At 48.0% G+C, this 19,766-nt stretch carries 18 protein-coding genes and 3 tRNA genes; 12 read left to right on the forward strand and 9 right to left on the reverse strand.

Annotated features, from left to right (window positions below; all coding sequences use genetic code 11):
* Position 1 precedes the first annotated feature (1 nt).
* The 9 genes from ispE (at position 2) to ACJJIB_RS17505 (ending at position 6,292) form a co-directional block, all read left to right on the forward strand.
* Entirely contained in the window at positions 2-904 is a 903-nt protein-coding gene (ispE, locus tag ACJJIB_RS17465; RefSeq protein ID WP_444886987.1) for a 4-(cytidine 5'-diphospho)-2-C-methyl-D-erythritol kinase, read from the forward strand.
* Positions 905-914: 10 nt separating this feature from the next.
* Positions 915-989: transfer RNA gene (locus ACJJIB_RS17470), tRNA-Gln, on the forward strand.
* A gap of 363 nt (positions 990-1,352) precedes the next feature.
* Positions 1,353-2,282: a ribose-phosphate pyrophosphokinase gene (locus ACJJIB_RS17475; protein WP_286037025.1), complete on the forward strand. Its 930-nt coding sequence runs from the start codon at positions 1,353-1,355 to the stop codon at positions 2,280-2,282.
* Between the two features lie 190 nt (positions 2,283-2,472).
* Positions 2,473-3,096 carry a 50S ribosomal protein L25/general stress protein Ctc gene (locus ACJJIB_RS17480; protein ID WP_252083033.1) on the forward strand — a complete coding sequence of 208 codons (624 nt, stop codon included), beginning with the start codon at positions 2,473-2,475 and terminating at the stop codon, positions 3,094-3,096.
* 5 nt (positions 3,097-3,101) lie between these two features.
* Positions 3,102-3,698 (forward strand): aminoacyl-tRNA hydrolase, encoded by a 597-nt coding sequence (gene pth, locus ACJJIB_RS17485; RefSeq protein WP_444884009.1) that lies wholly within the window; start codon positions 3,102-3,104, stop codon positions 3,696-3,698.
* Between the two features lie 203 nt (positions 3,699-3,901).
* On the forward strand, positions 3,902-4,993 hold the full coding sequence (gene ychF / locus ACJJIB_RS17490) for a redox-regulated ATPase YchF (protein ID WP_252083035.1): 1,092 nt from the start codon (positions 3,902-3,904) through the stop codon (positions 4,991-4,993).
* Positions 4,994-5,056: 63 nt separating this feature from the next.
* Positions 5,057-6,010, forward strand: coding sequence for a DMT family transporter (locus tag ACJJIB_RS17495; protein WP_444886988.1), 954 nt, complete (start codon positions 5,057-5,059; stop codon positions 6,008-6,010).
* A gap of 91 nt (positions 6,011-6,101) precedes the next feature.
* Positions 6,102-6,178: transfer RNA gene (locus ACJJIB_RS17500), tRNA-Met, on the forward strand.
* 39 nt (positions 6,179-6,217) lie between these two features.
* Positions 6,218-6,292, forward strand: a tRNA-Gln gene (locus ACJJIB_RS17505).
* Positions 6,293-6,430: 138 nt separating this feature from the next.
* Here ACJJIB_RS17505 and ACJJIB_RS17510 read toward each other — a convergent pair.
* From ACJJIB_RS17510 to ACJJIB_RS17530, 5 genes are all read right to left on the reverse strand, one after another.
* The gene (locus ACJJIB_RS17510; protein WP_444886989.1) at positions 6,431-7,498 is read right to left on the reverse strand and encodes a sulfite exporter TauE/SafE family protein; all 1,068 of its coding nucleotides are present in this window, start codon (positions 7,496-7,498) and stop codon (positions 6,431-6,433) included.
* Between the two features lie 151 nt (positions 7,499-7,649).
* Positions 7,650-8,357: a SapC family protein gene (locus tag ACJJIB_RS17515; RefSeq protein ID WP_444884007.1), complete on the reverse strand. Its 708-nt coding sequence runs from the start codon at positions 8,355-8,357 to the stop codon at positions 7,650-7,652.
* Between the two features lie 414 nt (positions 8,358-8,771).
* Entirely contained in the window at positions 8,772-10,184 is a 1,413-nt protein-coding gene (locus ACJJIB_RS17520) for a S41 family peptidase (protein WP_444886990.1), read from the reverse strand.
* Positions 10,185-10,280: 96 nt separating this feature from the next.
* Positions 10,281-11,147 (reverse strand): alpha/beta fold hydrolase, encoded by an 867-nt coding sequence (locus ACJJIB_RS17525; RefSeq protein WP_444886991.1) that lies wholly within the window; start codon positions 11,145-11,147, stop codon positions 10,281-10,283.
* Complete coding sequence (locus ACJJIB_RS17530) at positions 11,147-12,328, reverse strand: MFS transporter (protein ID WP_444886992.1); 1,182 nt, start codon at positions 12,326-12,328, stop codon at positions 11,147-11,149. The genes ACJJIB_RS17525 and ACJJIB_RS17530 overlap by 1 nt, the downstream gene beginning before the upstream one ends.
* A 406-nt stretch (positions 12,329-12,734) precedes the next feature.
* On the opposite strand from ACJJIB_RS17530, the gene ACJJIB_RS17535 reads away from it, so the two are divergent.
* A complete protein-coding gene (locus ACJJIB_RS17535; protein ID WP_444886993.1) occupies positions 12,735-13,754 on the forward strand; it encodes a Vgb family protein in 1,020 nt (339 codons plus the stop codon).
* 989 nt (positions 13,755-14,743) lie between these two features.
* On the opposite strand, the gene ACJJIB_RS17540 is transcribed toward ACJJIB_RS17535, so the two are convergent.
* Positions 14,744-15,493, reverse strand: a complete 750-nt coding sequence (locus ACJJIB_RS17540; RefSeq protein ID WP_252083044.1) for a zinc metalloprotease — start codon at positions 15,491-15,493, stop codon at positions 14,744-14,746.
* A 28-nt stretch (positions 15,494-15,521) separates the two neighbouring features.
* On the opposite strand from ACJJIB_RS17540, the gene ACJJIB_RS17545 reads away from it, so the two are divergent.
* Complete coding sequence (locus ACJJIB_RS17545) at positions 15,522-15,668, forward strand: hypothetical protein (protein WP_252083045.1); 147 nt, start codon at positions 15,522-15,524, stop codon at positions 15,666-15,668.
* 449 nt (positions 15,669-16,117) lie between these two features.
* Positions 16,118-16,681: an MAPEG family protein gene (locus ACJJIB_RS17550; RefSeq protein WP_444886994.1), complete on the forward strand. Its 564-nt coding sequence runs from the start codon at positions 16,118-16,120 to the stop codon at positions 16,679-16,681.
* A 474-nt stretch (positions 16,682-17,155) separates the two neighbouring features.
* On the opposite strand, the gene ACJJIB_RS17555 is transcribed toward ACJJIB_RS17550, so the two are convergent.
* The 3 genes from ACJJIB_RS17555 to ACJJIB_RS17565 form a co-directional block, all read right to left on the reverse strand.
* Positions 17,156-17,812 carry a hypothetical protein gene (locus tag ACJJIB_RS17555; RefSeq protein ID WP_444886995.1) on the reverse strand — a complete coding sequence of 219 codons (657 nt, stop codon included), beginning with the start codon at positions 17,810-17,812 and terminating at the stop codon, positions 17,156-17,158.
* A 1,224-nt stretch (positions 17,813-19,036) separates the two neighbouring features.
* Positions 19,037-19,363, reverse strand: coding sequence for a hypothetical protein (locus tag ACJJIB_RS17560; RefSeq protein WP_444886996.1), 327 nt, complete (start codon positions 19,361-19,363; stop codon positions 19,037-19,039).
* 2 nt (positions 19,364-19,365) lie between these two features.
* Positions 19,366-19,764 carry a hypothetical protein gene (locus ACJJIB_RS17565; RefSeq protein ID WP_444886997.1) on the reverse strand — a complete coding sequence of 133 codons (399 nt, stop codon included), beginning with the start codon at positions 19,762-19,764 and terminating at the stop codon, positions 19,366-19,368.
* Between the last annotated feature and the right edge of the window lie 2 nt (positions 19,765-19,766).

Below are 19,766 nucleotides of genomic sequence, written 5' to 3' on the forward strand. Positions count from 1 at the left end.
CATGCTGACCTTACCCGCCCCCGCAAAACTCAACCTGATTCTGCGTATACTCGGCCGTCGCCCCGACGGTTACCATGAACTACAAACTCTCTTTCAAATACTCGATTATGGCGACAGTCTTGAGTTCTCCCTGCGGGACGACGGCATTATCCGTGTGGATGCAGGCGCTTTGGATGTTCCCGAGCAGGACAACCTGGTCTATCGCGCAGCTCTGCTGCTGCGTCAAAATATGCAGTGGCAGAATAAATCGCTTCCCGGTGCAGATATCCGCCTGAGTAAAAAGTTGCCACACGGTGGCGGTATCGGCGGCGGCAGTAGCGACGCAGCCACTACTCTGCTCGGTCTCAACTATCTGTGGCAGTGCAATCTATCCATCGATACCCTCGCAGAGCTTGGCCGGCAACTCGGCGCAGATATTCCAGTATTTGTGCGAGGGCACACCGCCTGGGCCGAAGGTGTTGGAGAAAAACTCACACCACTTTGCACAGAAAAACGCCACTATTTAGTCCTTGCTCCCGGTTGCCAGGTGAGTACCGCAAAAATTTTTTCCGATTCCCGTTTGACAAGAGATTCCGACGCAATTACATTAGCGGCCCTTCGCGAGGGGCAGCTCAATGAAACGCCACTCAGCAGTAAAAAGCTGGAAGCTTTTTCCGGTAACGACTGCCAGGAACTTGTTGAGAGTCTCTACCCTGAAGTTCGCGATGCCCGAGAGTGGCTGCAGCAATTTGCGCCAGCACAACTCACCGGCACCGGAGGTTGCGTTTTTGCCGCCTTCGGAACTGAGCAAGCAGCCCGATCGGCACTTGCCAGGCTACCGCGAAAATGGCAGGGTTTTGTTGCGGCCGGTGTACAGACTTCACCGACACATCAGCAGCTCGCGAAATTAACCTCAAGCAATTGAGGAAAGATACTGGGGCGTAGCCAAGCGGTAAGGCAGCGGGTTTTGATCCCGTCATGCGAAGGTTCGAATCCTTCCGCCCCAGCCATTTTCCTTTTATACAGTGGCACCAGCAAAAACCGGTTCCGACATGTTTCAGTCGACACTGACCCAACCGGCCGAGGCCACTCGTAGCGGGCTACAAAAAGCCTACCCCCGAATTCTAAAGAATAATGTCGAAGGCAGTTTTGCATGCAACTCCCTGCCGTCGACCCGGAGGCTTTCCGAATATCAAAGCAACCACCTGGGTGACCAGGAGCCACGGCCAGCACATTTAACAGCTTCGCTATCCGCTCTATCGCCCCCTATAAAAAGTGGTGCTATCGCATCCTAACTGCTAGCAAATTATGCCGGCATCTACACTTCAACTCACTTCAAGACAGAATTAAAGGAACTCGCAGTGGCTGACTTAATGGTCTTCACCGGCAACGCAAACCCGGAACTGGCGCAGAAAATTGTCGACCATATGGCGATCCCCCTGGGCGAAGCCACGGTCAAGCGCTTCTCCGACGGCGAGATTGCAGTTGAAATTACCGACAACGTACGCGGTCGCGACGTTTTCGTAGTGCAATCCACCTGCCAGCCCACCAATCGAAACCTGATGGAGCTAATCCTACTGGTTGACGCCCTGCGCCGCGCCTCAGCCGGCCGCGTTACCGCAGTGGTTCCCTACTTCGGCTACGCCCGCCAGGACCGTCGCGTGCGCTCCCAGCGTGTACCAATTTCCGCAAAAGTGGTTGCCGATATGATGGTGAGCGTGGGTATCGACCGCGTACTGACTGTCGATCTGCACGCCGAGCAGATTCAGGGCTTCTTCGATGTGCCTGTGGATAACGTTTACGGCTCTTCCGTGTTGCTCGACGATATCGAGCGCCAGAAGTACCAGAACCTGGTTGTGGTATCCCCCGATATTGGCGGTGTTGTTCGTGCCCGCGCCGTGGCCAAGAGCCTCGACTGCGACCTAGCCATCATCGACAAACGCCGCCCCGCCGCCAACGTTGCCGAAGTGATGAACATCATCGGTGAAGTTAGTGGCCGCACCTGCCTACTGGTAGACGATATGGTCGACACCGCTGGCACTTTGTGCAACGCCGCCAACGCCCTGAAAGAGCACGGCGCCGAGAAAGTTGTCGCCTACTGTACCCACCCAGTACTTTCCGGCAATGCCATCAGCAACCTGAACAACTCCGTTCTGGATGAGCTGGTGGTTACCGACTCCATCCCGCTGGGTGACAAAATGGAAAAGGCTCCAAAAATTCGCCAGCTGACCTTATCTGCCATGCTGGCCGAGTCCATGCGCCGTATCAGCAATGAGGAATCCCTCTCTGCGATGTTCCGCTAAGGACTCCTTATCGGCAAATAGAAAAGTGCCCCGCAGCAGCGGGGCACTTTGCGTTTGGGACTGATTCCCGTAGAATACGCGCCCGCCCGGCACTGCCGGGCTATTACTTCTGGGCAAGCGCCCAATTTACACTAACGCCAGAGCGGTCCGGTCGCAGGTCTCTCTGGACAGACAACCCGAGGTTTTACCCATGTCTGATATCAAACTGAACGCCATTGCCCGCAGCGATGAAGGGAAAGGTGCGAGCCGCCGCCTGCGTCGCCTGGAAGGCCGTGTACCCGGCATCGTTTACGGTGGCGAAGTTGAGCCGCAGTCCGTATCCCTGCTGCAAAAGGACCTGTTCAAGGCCCTGGAAAACGAAGCTTTCTTCTCCTCCATGCTGACCATCGACGTCGACGGCAAAGAAGAGAAAGTTATTCTGCGCGATCTGCAACGTCACCCTGCAAAGCAGCTGCTTCTGCACATTGACTTCCAGCGCGTTTCCGCCAGCACCAAAGTACACGTGAAAGTGCCCCTGCACTTCCTCAACGAAGAAACCTGTAAAGGCGTTAAGGCCGGCGGCATCGTTTCTCACACCCTGACCGAGCTGGAAGTCAATGCTCCTGCCGGAAAACTGCCCGAGTTCATCGAAGTAGACCTGGCGGACCTGGAACTGGATGGCATCCTGCACATCTCCGACCTGAAACTGCCGGAAGGTGTTGAGTCTGCGGATCTGAGCCACGGCGAAGACCACAACCTGGTTGTAGCTTCTATTCACAAGCCTCGCGGCGCTGTTGAAGCTGAAGCCGAAGAAGCTGGCGAAGGCGAAGAGTAATCACCTTGGCTGCGGCACCGGATACTCCGATCCAGTTGATTGTCGGCCTGGGCAACCCCGGGCCGGAATACGACCGGACAAGACATAACGCCGGTGCCGACTTTGTTGTCGAGCTGGCACGCCGCCACGGCACTCAGCTCAGCTCCGACAGCAAATACCACGGCCTCACCGGCCGTGTGCGAATCGGCAACCGGGAAGTCCGGCTGCTGATTCCCACCACCTATATGAATCGCAGTGGCCAGGCTGTAGGCCCGCTGGCGAACTTCTTCAAAATTCCCCCGGAAGCCATATTGGTCGCTCACGACGAGCTGGATCTGGCCCCCGGTATCGCGCGCCTGAAAGCTGGCGGCGGTCACGGCGGACACAATGGCTTGCGGGATATTATTGCCGCTCTGGGCAACAACCGGGACTTTATGCGCCTGCGACTCGGCATCGGCCACCCCGGTAGCGCCAGCGAAGTGGCGCGCTTTGTCCTTCAGCGCGCCCCCAGGGCGGAACAGGAAACTCTGGCTGACGCCATCGATCACTCGATCGACGTGCTGCCCACCGCCGCCAGCGGCGACTGGGGCGCAGCCATGAAAACGCTGCACACCGCCAAATAGATCCCACCGGGCGGCTTGCCTTTTGCCCCGGAAATCTCGATAGTGTGCTGCGCCAAATTGCCGGTATTTTCCCGGCTGGCCCGGATCATTCGGAGGCCGCGCTACCCAGCCCGCCCAGACTCCCGCCAGCGCAATCACTACCGGACTTCAAACGCAATTAGCAGAGAGCGCTTCGCGCCTCAGGCAAACGGAAAAATATCACCATGGGTTTTACTTGCGGTATTGTCGGCCTGCCTAACGTGGGCAAATCCACCCTCTTCAATGCATTGACCAAGGCGGGAATCGACGCAGAAAACTTCCCCTTCTGCACCATTGAGCCGAATGCCGGCGTAGTGCCAGTGCCGGACCCCCGCCTCGACAAGCTGGCGGAGATCGTCAAGCCTCAAAAGGTGATTCCAACCACCATGGAGTTCACCGATATCGCCGGACTGGTTGCAGGCGCTTCCAAGGGTGAAGGCCTGGGAAACAAATTCCTCGCCAATATCCGCGAGACCGATGCCATCGCTCACGTTGTACGCTGTTTCGAAGACGACAATGTCATCCACGTGGCCAATCAGGTGCACCCGGTATCCGATATCGAAGTGATCAACACCGAGCTGGCACTCGCCGACCTGGACACTGTGGAGAAAGCCCTGCAGCGCTTTACCCGCGCCGCCAAGGGGCAGGACAAGCACGCCATCAAGATGAAAGCGCTGCTGGAAAAAATCCTGCCACACCTGAACGAAGCCAAGCCGCTGCGCTCCTTTGGCCTGTCCGAAGATGAACTGACGGACCTGCGTGAACTGAGCCTGCTCACGGTGAAGCCCACCATGTACATTGCCAACGTGCACGAAGACGGCTTCGAAAATAATCCGCACCTGGACGCCGTTGCCGCCATTGCCGCTGAAGAGAACGCTGTACTAGTACCCATCTGCAACAAGCTTGAAGCGGAAATCGCTGAACTGGACGACGATGAGAAGCAAGAATTCCTGGAAGAACTGGGTATGGAAGAGCCCGGCCTGAACCGGGTAATCCGCGCCGGTTACCAGCTGCTGGGCCTGCACACCTACTTCACCGCCGGAGTGAAGGAAGTGCGTGCCTGGACCATTCCGCTGGGAGCCACCGCTCCGAATGCCGCCGGCAAGATCCATACGGACTTTGAGAAAGGCTTTATCCGCGCCGAAGTGATTAGCTACAGTGACTTTGTCGATCACAATGGCGAGGCTGGGGCAAAAGACGCAGGCAAGTGGCGCCTGGAGGGTAAAGATTATGTTGTCGCTGATGGTGACGTAATTCACTTCCGCTTCAACGTCTAATCCCCCTGCTATCTATCCTTCGCCTCCCCACCCCGGGGAGGCTGTCTCTGCGGCGTAAGATCCATGGCGCAATCAAACTGGAAAGTCGGCCTGCCTTTGGCATTGACCACCGTCTTTATGTGGGCAGCCCTACCCATCGCCCTCAAAGGCCTTTTGGAACACATCAGCCCTGAGACCGCCACCTGGTATCGTTTTGCTGGCGCGGCGTTGTTGGCGGGACTCTACTACGGGCGTGCACGGCAATTGAAATTAAAGGCACTGTTCAGCCGCAGCCTGCTGCTGTTCACCCTACTCGCCGTGGCCGGGCTGCTGTTGAATTACCTCACCTATGCCAGCGGCCTAAATCACATCACCCCTGGTGCGGCACAGATCGTGATCCAGCTAGCCCCGCTACTACTGCTGATCTCCAGTGTTCTGTGGCTTAATGAACGCTTTTCTCCGAGACAGTGGGCCGGTGTGGCCCTAGTGGTGATGGGGCTACTGTTATTTTTCAACCAGCGCCTCGCCGAGCTGGGGAGCGGCGCCGATAGTGATTACCTGCTGGGGCTCGGATTGATCCTGATCGCCGCGGTATCCTGGGCGGTATATGGCTTTTTCCAGAAGAAAATCCTCAGCCGCGCCACGCCTCAAGACTTGTTGGTATTGATTTATATTGCTGGCACCCTGTGCTTCCTGCCCATGGCAGATCCACTGGATGTCGCCCATCTGGGCTGGCTGGACTGGCTGCTACTTGCCTTTCTTACCGCCAATACACTGATCGCCTATGGCGCCTTTAGCAAGGCCCTGGCGCACTGGGAAGCCTCCAGTGTCAGTGCCACTCTGTCACTAGTACCAGTAATCACGCTGCTGTTCAGCACCCTGGTGAGCAGTATCTGGCCCGATTACATCGCGGTGGAGCCGCTTAACTGGATCAGCTGGAGTGGTGCCGCTGCGGTGGTGTTGGGTTCCGCCCTCGCCGCTATCCGTTCCGGGCATCGCGCCAAGGGCTCTGCGGCTCCAGATGGAAAAAATCGCTAACTAACTGAAAAGAATACAAAAAAGTGTTGACACACCCAGCCCATCGATTAATAATGCGCGCCCTCGGGACAGCCGAGACAACAAAAGAAATGGCAAGGTAGCTCAGCCGGTTAGAGCGCAGCACTCATAATGCTGAGGTCGGGAGTTCGAGTCTCCCCCTTGCTACCATTTCAAATCACAGAGACTATTCTTTGTGAACCTTGAAACTGGGGCGTAGCCAAGCGGTAAGGCAGCGGGTTTTGATCCCGTCATGCGAAGGTTCGAATCCTTCCGCCCCAGCCATCTTCCAGAATTTATCCCGCAGGCCCGAATCAGGGCAGCACTCAAAGCCAGATTACTTAGCAGCTGATATTTTTTATCGCAAAACATCTAGTCTTTGCCGCCGGCGCGCAGTCGCGCGCCAGCACTCGCCAAGCACTCTTATTTAACCCCCGGTATCAAACTCTCCTCTACGGCAACGGCCTTAATCTCTGCACCAGACCCAATTGCTGCCGCGCCACGGCTGCGCTCTCGGCGCAACCCCAATACCCGCAGCCACTCGAATCCCAGTAAGCACAGCAATAACGCCAATAGCACTAGAGGTCCTCCCAGGCCGCTTAGGGCTTGCCGTTCCGACGCACAGGTCCACACAAGCTGTACAACACACAGTAGAGCCACAATTAGCAGGGTGGGTTTGCGCCCCAGCAAGCTCACAACAAAAACACCAAGGGGCGCCCCCAAGGCCACCACCGGCGCCGCTGCCAGCCAGTTACCAAAAACCCCTGGCTGCCAGTCGCCGGCCAGCGACTTCACCAGCACACCGAGTACAGAGCAGAAGGCCATGATCACTACCGAGGTGGGAATCGCTACCTTCAGGTCCACACGGCTCAGCAGCACCAAAGCCGCGTACACCAGCATATCCACACCAACCCCGGTTACCGAGACCACACAGAAGCCTGCAAAAGCCCCAAGCAGAAGACCTACACGAAAATCCGTTGGGCACTGCGGATCACCCTTGTGCTCACAGTCGGTGATCTCGGAGAGCCGATACAAATGAAATATCCCAAAGCTGCCCCAAAGCACCGCGAAAGAGAGCTTCACCCACAGCTCGGAAATCATCGGCGCAAACAGCAATATGCCCGCAGGAGTGGCCAATAAAGAACCGAGCAAGGCGCCGCGTAGCATCGACCAGGCTAACGACTGCTGCCGACAAAGAATAAACAGGCTGGCACTAACCATACCGATCGACTGCACCGCAAAACTGAAGTCGCGGCCGAGACTAGCAGGCATATCAAATAAGAGCACCAACACGGGGAAGCCCACCGTGCCTCCACCCATGGGCGTGGAACCGGCGGCATAGCTGCCGAGCGCCATTGCAAGCGCCATGGACCAATGCTCCAGTGCTAGGGCCAAGTTATCGCCCTGCATAACTAGAAACAGCCAGACTCCGTAAAATAACGCCAACCAGGCAAACCAGTAGCGGAGAGAGAGCCGCGCTAGGTATTTCATTTTATTATTCGCGAACTTAAACGTCAGAGGGGCTAATAGTGGTACGAGTGCAAGGCGGGATCAAGGAGGGATAATGACTGCTGATAACTGCATCTCGTAATACTGATGCGCGCAGGCAGCCCGGCAACCGCAATTGCCGGGCTGTACAGGATTAGTTCAGACGCTTCTTGCGAATCAGATTCTGAACCTGCATGGAGGACATCATGGAAGCGTAGATCGCCGGCAGAGCGCCACGCTTGCGCAGTTCCAGGAAGTCTTCATCGGACAGCTTGTTCAGCTTCTCTTCGTCAATCACGTAGAAACCAGTCAGATCGTAGGGCTTATCTTCTTCGGTAATACGCAGAGTCAGCTTCTTCTGGGTCAGCAGGTCTTTGGATACCAGGAATTCGATAAACGACTCGGTAACAGATACGCGCTGGGCAGTTTCTACCACCGCCTGAGCGCGGTTTTTCAGGTAGTCAGTCTGCTCGCCCTCACCGTCAAACAGAGCCTCGCCTGCGGACTCACTCAACATACTGGAGTCTTCATCGATACACAGTACCGCCTGATCAGTGTTCTCTGGGTTCTTCACCAGCACGAATGGGTAGGTGCGAACCTGCAGAGGAATGTAGCTGCCATTCCAGCCCTCAGCGCCAGAGAACAGGTTTTCACCGGGACGCAGGCCTGTAAGAGCCACCACTTTAAACTGCTCAGTATTCTGGTCTTTTACGAACAGGATCGGATAGCTCTGGGCCGCCTGAACAATTTCCTGAACCACCAGCGGCAAAATATGATTGCTGCTCACATGGTCAAAAGTGATGTCCTGGGTGAGTTTCAGGTTGGCGTGTGCCTTTTTATCCAAAGCTTTGATCTGTGCCATAAGTACAACTCCTAGCTACTTTTATAGTTACTTAATTTTCAGAGATACCCTAACGTACCACTTAATTGGCTTATAAACGATGACAAGCGCTTTCCTGTAGTCGCCGGAAACCAAAGTCAGCATTAAACAGGTAAGCGGGCCAACAGGCAAACAAAGCCTGTTGTAAATGCCAAAAACCAAATTTAGTGGATTATAAGGAAGACTTTCAAGCAGGCCGCAACAACTTGTTTGAAAGAAAGTCATTGAGGAGATACGAAAGGACCCAGTGACGCGTTTAGAGAAATATTGCAACCCCACTGACGAATAACTTCCAGGCACGCTAATGATAAGGTGCTACCAAGTTATATAAGCATAGGCCGACAACTTGTTATTAATTTCCCATAGCACAAGTTGCCGACGGGACTGCAGCTCTACCTACAGGTTTAACTTAGCTTTCAGCTCACTGACCGCTCTACTGAGTACAATATCCGTACCGCTACGGACACCATCCACTGTACGCTCGACTAAAATATCCGGTTTAACTCCATAGCCAACAAATTCACGCCCATCTGGATAGGTATCCCGCTTGGTACAAACCCTAAAAGAACCACCTCCAGGAAGATCGAAAAATACTGGCTGGCCTGTACTACCATTTGTTGGCTCACCAACAATGGTAAAGTGCTCAAGTGAGTCAGCATAAATCAAGAAGTCTTCCGCTGCCGATGCCGTATTTCTTCCAATTAGCACATAAGTAGGCACTATGTGATTATTATCCAGTTTAGCCTTAAGCTTTTCTGAAGGGTCCCCACCGACTTCCCATGCATTCCCCTCCCCATAAGGGCGATATTTTTCCATCTCCTCAAACTGGTCAGCAAAAGCGCCCCAGGCTTTATAGGCTGCGATATGCTTGGGAGTCTTCCAGACAGAGCCTTGTAAATCTCGGTCAGCCAAATAAGAGATAATCTCTCCTGCGTGACTGGTATTGCCGCCACCATTAAAGCGTAAATCTATTATCAACCCTTTTGATTTGGCAATATCTTCATAATGAGATTTAAACTGCTCAACAACCGCCTGTTTCCCAAAAGTATTTAAAGCTACATAGGCTATATCATCATCAAGCCACTTAAGCTCAAATGGCTCACCATTCGACTGAGGTTGTGCAATAGAGGTGTAATCAATCTTCCTCCCACGCGCATCCCGCTCAACCTGTACTTTCTTAATTTCACCTTTAGGGGTTTCTATAGTGAGCTCAACTTTGGAACCCGGAACGCCGTCCAACAGATCTCGCACAGCTATACCCCATAAAACGTGTTTGGTAGAGCTGGCGATATAAGGTATCACCTGTTCCTTCATGTATTCCTGCACACCCTGGCCATCTACAGTAACAATGGTTGACCCCAAAGGAATTTCAGGTGCTAAGCTCCTCTCTACCCCGATTATCACCGGCTGCTGGTCAGCTTCCTTTAGGCGAATAGGCGGCCATCCGACATACTTAGCAGACATATCTTTGGGGAAATAAACATTGGTGTGACCATCCTCAAGCAATGCGTTAAAGCGGCTTAACTCACGATAGTATTCATAGCTGTTTTCTGTAGCTAAAACTCGTGGAATAAATTCTCGATACTTCGCATCAAAGTCAAGATCTGGAACCTGATCGAAGAAAGCAAAATTGTAACTGACCTCTTTCCAAAACAAAGAAAGACCGTATAACTTTTCTTCATCAGATAAGTTATCGGGCACTACATCAATGCTATCTGCATAGGTAGTGCTCGCTGAGGCCGCCACAATAGAAAATGCTAGAATTATTTTTTTTAACATAATATACGTCCTAAAACCAAGGTGCCTCATGCTACAGATTTAAATGAGGTAGGTAGCTCAGCTCACCTTAAAAAAAGAACATTTCATCGTGAAAAGTAGATAGCCTAAAGCGTAGCTTCTTTACTTTCATTCTTGTGGATAAGCCTTTAACGTGAGTGCCAAAATCTCTTTCACCACCATTTCTGGCTCATCATTTTGAGGATAGTGATAGCTCTTCTCAGTCAAAACAACCCGCCCCTGTGGAAATGCATGGGCCCAATTTGAATGTAACTCCCCCCATCTATCCCGGGCCTCATCAGTAAAGAAAAGAAGAGGAGGATTGTCATACTTTTTAATTGAGGCAATTACTGTGACGGGTATATCTGGGATTTGTGGATAGTCAGGTAAAGGGCGTTTAGACCAAAAATCCAGGTACTGATTCGACATGCCGTTCTTCATATCATCCAGTTTTACCTGGGCAATTTGCTCTTCGGCCAATTCCAAATTCAGAGATCGCATAATATCCACATCATGCTCAGAAGAAGGCTCTATCAGCATCAACGCTGCCATTCTTTCTGGGTACTGTGCGGCAAACGTTCGGGCTACATGAGCACCATAGGAGTGCGCAATATAAGTAATTTTCTCTTTAACCCCCAAAGCCTCCAATAAGGCCTTGGCCCCTTGAGCATAATCCTCAGAGCTAAAATGTTTCTTGATGGCTGTAGAATTACCATTGCCAACACGCGAGTAACGTATAACTCGTGTATGCTCTGCTAACCTGTCATAGATTGGATTCCAGTCAGACATGCCAGCCGAGCCCCCCGCTTCTAAAAACAGGATAGCCTTACCAGATCCTTTGATCTCATATTCAATACGGTACTCACCCACAGGGATCTGTTCCGGCGCCGCAAAAGCATATAGCGGAAGTGCAAGCACTATGAGTAGGAGGATTTGATGCATATACAACCCATAATAACGATCAAAGAATCCAAACTTAAAAAATAATAGAGCCACTATGTGGCAGCAACACCCTGCCCTAAGCGCGCTTCATTGCCTGGTCCGGGGTGTTCCGGTACCAGCTGAGCCAATCCCAAAGAAACCAAAGCCATCAAAGATCCAGCAAAGAAAACCATCGCTGGAGAGGTGAGCCATAGCAAACCAAACAAAACGGGGATAATAACCGCCGCGATATGATTAATGGTAAAGCTGACACCTGCAGAGGCTGCGATGTCACGTTCATCCACGATCTTTTGGAAATAGGTCTTGATGGCAATGGCCATAGAGAAAAACAGATGATCGATAATATAAAGCGCAGCTGCCATCATCGCGCTCTCCACCAATGCATAACCAGCAAAGACTAGTGCTAAACCAATATATTCCAGAGTGAGGATTCTGCGCTCACCAAAGCGAACAATAAACTGGCCAATTTTCGGGGCAATATATAAATTCAACAGGTGGTTTACGGTATAAAGTGCAGCAACTTCCCCTACGCTATAACCAAACTTCTCAACCATCAAAAAACCAGCAAAAACAATAAAGATCTGCCGACGTGCACCGCTCATCATTGTCAGAGCGTAGTAAAGCCAATAACGTTTGCGTACAACCAACTGCTTTCTCTGGCTATGGGGCTGGGGAAATTGAGGAAAAAGTATCCAGGCCACCAGGGCAATAATAACTGTGCTCCCTCCTCCAATCAGGTAAACCCAGGAATAGTCCAACCCGCCAAAATCCATCAAGCCCCAAACTAGCCCATAGGCCAATAATGCGGCAAAAGAGCCAGCTGCAGCCATTCGCCCCATCCAGATTGCCGAAGTCTTCTTTGGAAACCACTGCAAAGCCAGAGAGGTCTGCAGGGTTTCATAGAAGTGAAAACCGATCGACATCAATAATGTCGTGAGTAATAAACCCGTGAGAGATGGAAAAAAACCGGTCAGCATTACACCAATCCCGGTTGCTACAAGTGAGAGAAGTGCCAACCGCTGCTCACGAATAAGCAGTAAAACAAAGATCACTGTAAAGGCAAGGAAACCTGGGATTTCCCGCACACTTTGCAGCAAGCCAATATCAGCCCCAGTAAATGAAGCTTTGGCTATCACAAAGTTATTAAGGAGGGTATTCCAGACAGAAAAAGAAAGTGGCATTGAGGCTGCAAGGATCAACAGCAGAATTTCCGGTCGACGGAGGCGTTGTAACATAGCGGGACTCCTACACTGAGGACAGCAATATACGCTATACAACGCTGGCGTGTAAATTGAGCTTAAGATGACTGCCAATCACCACCAAACCGGCTATTAATTCTGCCTTGTAGTAAAGACAAGGCTCTTCTCATTTAAACCCCTCTGGGTCAATTAGAACTTACACAAATAGAGCTCTGAGACTTCAGTATCTCTTTCGTAAATATGATCAAGTGCCCCAATGAGATTCTTAATCGCTAAATAGCAGTTTGAAATCACTCTTCGGCGAAACATTGATCCTGTAAACCATTTTCAATATGCATCAATTATCACCTATGCTTTGACCAGGACTCAGATCTCCCATTTTCCCATATTACAGCATATACGCATAAATTCTCCTTGACGGCTTAATCACTGGAATTGGCAAATGAACATCTCCCCAAAACTTCCTGCGCTGTCACTAAAATTCACCATCTGTGTCATTTATTTCTTATCGACGTCATTAAATACTACGGCACAAGAAAATAAACTGCCAGACGGACTCAAATTAAACGAATGGAAGGTCCCCTGGCAGGGACTGCCCAGAGACCCCCATGTGGATAACAGGCAGCAAGTTTGGTTCTGTGGGCAGGCCGGCAACTACATCGGTCGATTTTCTCCGCCTGATCAGACGTTTAAAAAATTTGAGGTCCCTGAAGGAACCCACCCTCACAACTTGATAGTAGATAAGCAGGGCATGGTTTGGTATGCGGGCAACCGCAATGCTCATATTGGGCGTATGGATGCTGAGACCGGTAAAATTACTCAATACCCAATGCCTAAAGGTGTAAATGATCCACATACACTGGTATTCAACCGTGAGGGCAATATTTGGTTTACTGCCCAACAGAGCAATCGCATAGGTATTTTGGATGTAAATAATGGAGAGGTGAAAGTAGCTACACCACAAACTGCCAACGCACGCCCTTATGGAATCAAGGTAGACTCTCAAGATCGCCCCTGGGTTGCTCTATTTGGCACGAATAAACTAGCTTGGGTAGACCCTAAAACCATGGTGGTAAACGAAATCTCAATTCCCCGACCAAACGCTCGGCCTCGCAGGCTGGAAATCGATACATCTAACAATATCTGGTATGTGGACTATCCAGAGGGCTATCTTGGCAGATATACGCCCAGTACAAAAGAATTCAAAGAATGGAAGCTCCCCACTGAAAATCCACGCCCTTACGGAACCGCAATGGATAACAAAGGCCGGCTATGGGTAGCAGACACCGGTAATATTCCTAACATCATCTTTGCTTTTGATACAGAAGCACAAAAGTTTGTCAGTCAAACGACTGTACCCAGCGGAGGCAACATTCGATATATGTATTTTGACAATAAAGATGGAAGCTTTTGGTTCGGTGTCGATTCTGGATTTCTAGATCAGGGAATACCAAAAAAATGAGTCTTTTAAAAAATTACAGATAAATTTATAAAAGGAACTCCCAGCAGGAAACACCAAGGGCAGCCTGCTAAAACTGGAGTCTATCTAACGACCTCAACACAGTGTTTTAGCCCAAGCGATGCTCACATCCTTCTTTTTTCTCAGAAGGAAGTATACAGATAGTAATAGCCAGATGTTCATTTTTATATTCAAGCAAGGGGGTTGAACTTGAGGACTACTCAGTTAGCTCCAGCAACCCATATCGAGAATACATTTACAAGGTTGATGTAGATCTTAGCGCAAATATAAATGCAGAAAATTCTGTACGAAGAAAGAAATCAATTAATTGATGAGAACTCCAGCAATTGAATCCTCTTAAATATCCCCCAACAAACGCCTCTCAATATAGGAGCAGGCTTCCGAAACTTATTGAGGGGTTACTTTTCCACGACTTGTAATCTTTAATTTAAAAATCACCAACCATCAGAGAAGATTTCTTTGACTTAATTAGGGTGGCACTAAAAATTTAGTTAAATCTTGATTACACATAAAGTAAGAATGCAGTCACCTACTCTGGCCGAGGCTGCCAATTGATCACAGTGGGATAGGCCTTATTCTCGCACAACCAAATTACTGCTCGAATCCCAGGCCTAAGTCCTGCTTGTGGATCAGCAACCTTTCCCCAGTCACTCTCCAGAAACTCTTTCCCTTGTAAACGGAACTGACCGAGAAGTGCTTTCCAGCTAGGCATCGTCAATTCTAATGATTCTTTGGTGTCGTAATTAGTGGAAATCCATACTTTAATGCTGTTTCCTGTCCGCACTAATTTTGTTACCTCTCCCTGCCAGGAAGTCAGCTGGTTCCTATTACAAGCCACATAGCCTGGCACAGCGAGCCTCTGGGCAGTTACGTTAGCCGTATTTATAGATATCAAAGTAAATAGGATAAAAAATCGGATACTTTTCATAATTATCAGTGTATCGGGGGGAATAATCCCCCCGAAAATATTATTATAGACCGCGGTAGGTACTGCTTTGCTCATCTGCGCGAGTAGCCTGCCCCTCTGTGAATTCGTACATACAGCTATCGTCAGTGTAATCCATAAAATTTGTAATCGGATCAAGACCGGCTGCGTTCCGCCCCCTAGTACAGGAATCCCTACCTACTGGACACCCATAAGCCGGCGACCTCTCGGCAGGAGTATCGGAAACATAATCACCATTACCACCACAGCCGCCCTGGAAGGTATGATACAAACCTAACCAGTGACCAACCTCATGAGTAAGAGTATCGCCCTCGTTGTAAGGCGCTGCATCGCCACCAGGCACAGAACCGGTTAAAATAACTACCCCGTCATCCAGCGGATCTGAAGAATAGCTGCTTGGGAAAGTTGCCCACCCAAGTAGACCACCGCCGATATCAGCCACATAGATATTCAGGTCTCCCGCATCACCAACACGCAATGAACTTTTCATAGCGCGCTCTGCGGAGGAACCATATCCAACGTTATACCAAGAATTATTAGCCGTTACTGAAGTTGAAACCAGATTAAAAGTAAATGGTGTACTCGCATAAGCATCATTAAGTACTGCCATTTGCGCATTAATTACATTGCTGGGTAGCGACCCATTATTGGCGTTATCAGTAATAACATGGAAATATACATCAATAGTTACAGAACCCGCTGGACGTAGCGTATGAGTTCCACTGCTTATACTACGAGACTGTCCGCGCAGCGCAGTAAAATGCTGCTCTTTCAAAGCAGCCTCCTGAATAGAGGGGTGATTAGTGCCACAACGTTTAAATTTAGCGTTGTCATTAGCACGCTCAAGTGAAGAATCACTTTCAGCAAAACTGATAGCAGGTGATATTAGCAAACACAAAGATAATGCAGTTTTTATTGAAGTTGAAAGATTAGCTTTTCTCATAACCTGAACCTTAATTATTTTATTAAATTGATAACCCCAGACAGCCCGCTCACCTTCCATGCTGAAGACAACTACTGTCAATAGTACCAACTCTCAAAATAGGAATAATGACATTGGTTTCTTTAATGAGGCGGCAAGTTCAACCAAATGGCATAAAAAGAATTAAATTCAAGGACTACTTCAAATGAAGCTTCCACACCAGAAACACAATAAAGACAGGAAAAATAGTTTCAAGGGTAATCATTTCTGGTGAAAAAAGATTAACAAATGCTTTCCACACTCTAAAAACCACCACCTTACGATGAGTCAATATCCGATAAGTCTTTTTAAAAATTAGTTGTTAGCTACCATCACCCCTTACAGAAATTTCAAAAATGACCTAAGCCCATTGACACACTCGATACAAGCCAATCGACTTGATAACAACAGAGATTAAAAATCTAGGAAAAACAAAGAATGGAATTCGATCAAAAGCAAAGAAAAGCAATAAAATTAGTTACCATCTATCCATTTATCTTATTCATTATTTCAACCTTTATTAACTTATCCCTTGCGGATATAGAATCAGCCAAACTCAGCCTACCTTCTGTATCACACTTGCATATAATAATTATTTCGGCTCTGATATTAACAGTAAACCACAGCCTGTTAATGACATCGACGGAGATCACTAGAGTAAAATTTAAAATGTACTCCACACCAGAGGAATGGCAAAAAAGCGGTAATAGTAGAGAAGTAACATCTGAATTAGCAATTAGTGAGCTTAAGCGAAATCATAATGCACACAGAAACCTAACTGAAAACACTTGTATCTTCACCGTGCTCGCGATTCCTTTTCTATTAATTTCTCCGCCATTAATAATCACCGCTATCTGGATTATAGGTTTTGCTATGGGCAGGCTAGGTCATTCAATCGCCTATCTGGCAGGAAAAACTGGCTTGCGAGGTCTTTTTATGAGCATTAGCCTATTAGCTATGTATGGAATAGCTAGCTATCTTATATGCGCTTGGTTTATTTAGATTTATATTAGATTAAGTAGCTGTGTATTTACAGACTAGGCAAGATTATTCATAGTGGAACCAACAATCTCAGAAAACCAGATTAAGCTGCTCGATACGAGCAGGGATTTTTTTAGACCCTTGAATTGACAGAGATCTTCGTAGATAAAATCGCTCCATTGTCTTTGGAACCCTTAACATTAGCTGGTGCCTCTTAGGGGTACAGGTGCATAAGATTCAGGAAAAACCTGAAGCAATTACCATATGTAACCGACCATGGGGACCATATTCCTAGATGGGCACCTAGTTCCTGTGTGAGTGCTATATAAACGATAAACATCCACACACCAACCAACCAACCAACCAACCATTTTCACTTGGGAACTTAATCTTCAGACCTATAATCTACCCAAAACCTGGGAAATTATTTTTTATCTAATTTAGACTACAGCAAAACCTTCATAGCATCAGAAAGTTGTACTCATCAACCAAGCACTAGTAAAGTGACTTCTTTAATCGATAACCAAAGCTATTTTCCCGCCTTGTCCCTGTCAGCTTCCAGTCAGAATAATTAAAGATATGAATCCTACCTTCACCTGTCTTTGTTAAGCCTACCAACTTATCCAATAACTCCATATATTGAATTACCAATTGAGAGTTCAATATATCACCATCAATTCGCCCTTGCCTTCTTGGAAATAGATCCAAAAAAGTCTGAATATCCGTTAAAACTTCCCACCGAACTTTTGACATACTTAGTGGCCTAACCTGTTCATAGCCACTTTCAGGATCATCACTTCTAAACTTAGCACTTGGACCGCTAAATAAATTAATAGGCGACCACATAAAGCAATCCCTCAATGACTGCTGGGTTGATAATCCAATTGGGGCAGATCTAGCTGCATTGCTTAGTGGTCCTCCTGAGGCCACACTGCGCTGCAAAGAATCAACTTTAGATCCATCAAAAGCTGGATTTTTGATTATCATGCGCCCAATATCGAAAAACTCGCCCATTCCTTGTATATCAACAATATGATGCCTACTGAAACCTAGTAAATCTTTATCAAAACGCCCGATCAACTTTTCTGAAACCCCTTCCTTATGGATCTTTGGCCGGGAAGATGGCTTTGACATTTTAGCTCTATTGCTCATGGTCAACTCTATGCAGTTTTTTTAATACTAAAATTAAACAATTTAAAACTTTATAAATCAATAAAAATATATTGTATGTAATGGCATGTACTTCTGTATAAATGAATTAGCTTTAACCAGCAAACCCATCAGAAAGTATTCTGCAATTCTAAGACACTTGAAAAACACAAAGCACTTATTACATTTTTAAAACCCACCAAAATTAGATGACTGGCACGGTACTAATGTATATAAAAATATAAGCGCCAATCAAAGTAATTTATTTAGATGATTGATAAAAAAGATCGCCCTTGATGGAAGAATCATTACTCCTGCCAGCAGTATCTGCATCCATCAATGAGTTTAACTTATTAAGCGATCAGAGCAATTGTGGATATGATAGGCATCGAATCCACTAGAGTTGACTTTTGCGCTCCAGCATTCATTGAAATCATATCCATACTGACAGATCTCATTAAGTCCAATAGTAATGCAATTTACTTTATCCTCTACATTACAGCGGTATTACGGCTGATAGGAATTTATCCTGACCTGTGTAATCGAAGCCACAGTAGGTATTATAGTTTTGCTTGAAACCAAGGCCCTCAGTGAGGGGCACTCTAGGGTGCAGTAGTTACAATTGCAGGTTCTCATGCAGGTTGTCTTCTCTTTTGGCGATCTGGCCTGCTTTGTTGTATTGCTAGCTACGCTTCAGGATGGAGTCTGACTGAGTCGGATCTGATACCGGACCATTGGCCTTGCCCAGTCGCAGTTTTTTACAGACGGCCCTGAAGATCGTAGTCTCTCTGGCTTTCCAGTCTCTTGCCGTGTTGGTTATGAAACCAAATAGCCGCCCGCGCAAACGACACAGCTACAAAACATTCCAGGAAATCTACTATGGAATTAAATCAGGAGTATCGCGCCTCAAAGTTGATACTAAACTGGCTAAGGCTGTCGTAGACGTAAGAGGTACTACGGCCTTCAGAGTACTCAGCCAGTACCCCTTGAAGAGCTTTTGTGTTGGATGTGGGCGCTGTCTAGGATGATTGCCGCATGGATATAATCCGGAGCATCGTACTAATAACAGGCAATTTAAAGCCTGATTTAAGGTTAGTTAAATATCATTATTTTATCTCTATTTTACAACATTGTTCACTGAACATCCAGCATGACCATTCAGTGAATATAAACCATATTTATTTTACCATCTCCTGATGACAAAAAATGACAAACCTAAAACCCACCTCAATAATAAACAATTTTTACATTGCAGTTATTTTTTGCCAACAGATCAAGAAAATCAGACTCTTCATTTATTGAAAAAAGTGTGCCATCCACTATTAATTTTTCAAACCAAATAGAATTGGTGTCCTTAAAAAAATCATCCCAATCTGAGGCATTAAATTTTATTAGAGAAATCTCCCCCCCCATAAGCCCATGCCCGCACCCTTCCGAAAGGAATATTTTTTTTGCTGAGTTGGAATAAGCTAATACTTTAGGCCAATTGCTATCATTCCCACTTTTTAAGGCCCTTCGATCTACTTCTGCAATCACATAGTATGCTTCTGACATCTTTACTTCTCCGGAAAAATATCTACTTTATCAAACTCTATTATTTTATCTTTAGCATGGAGTTGCACTGCTCCTCCTTCTCCATACTCGGGATAAGCCTCAGCAAAAGGTTCTAATTTAGACTTATCTTGATCTCCAGCCCAATTAGGAACCCTTGCATTAACTTCACCATTTTCATAGAGCTGTAACGTATTAAACTCTCCTCTAAGTCGAGCATCACTCCATGAGCCATCGCCGTTGGCATCGGGGCCTATTTCTGGCCCTTTAATTTGAAACGCATCCCTTGCCTGAGCTCCAGTCTCATACTTTTCAAATCCAAAGTAGCTAGTTGGAGCTGACTTATTTTCTATTGTCATCGGAGCAAATTTATTTACGGTTCCGTCGTCATTTTTATACCGCATAT

This window comes from Microbulbifer mixtoriginis (SeqCode) (assembly GCF_052467705.1).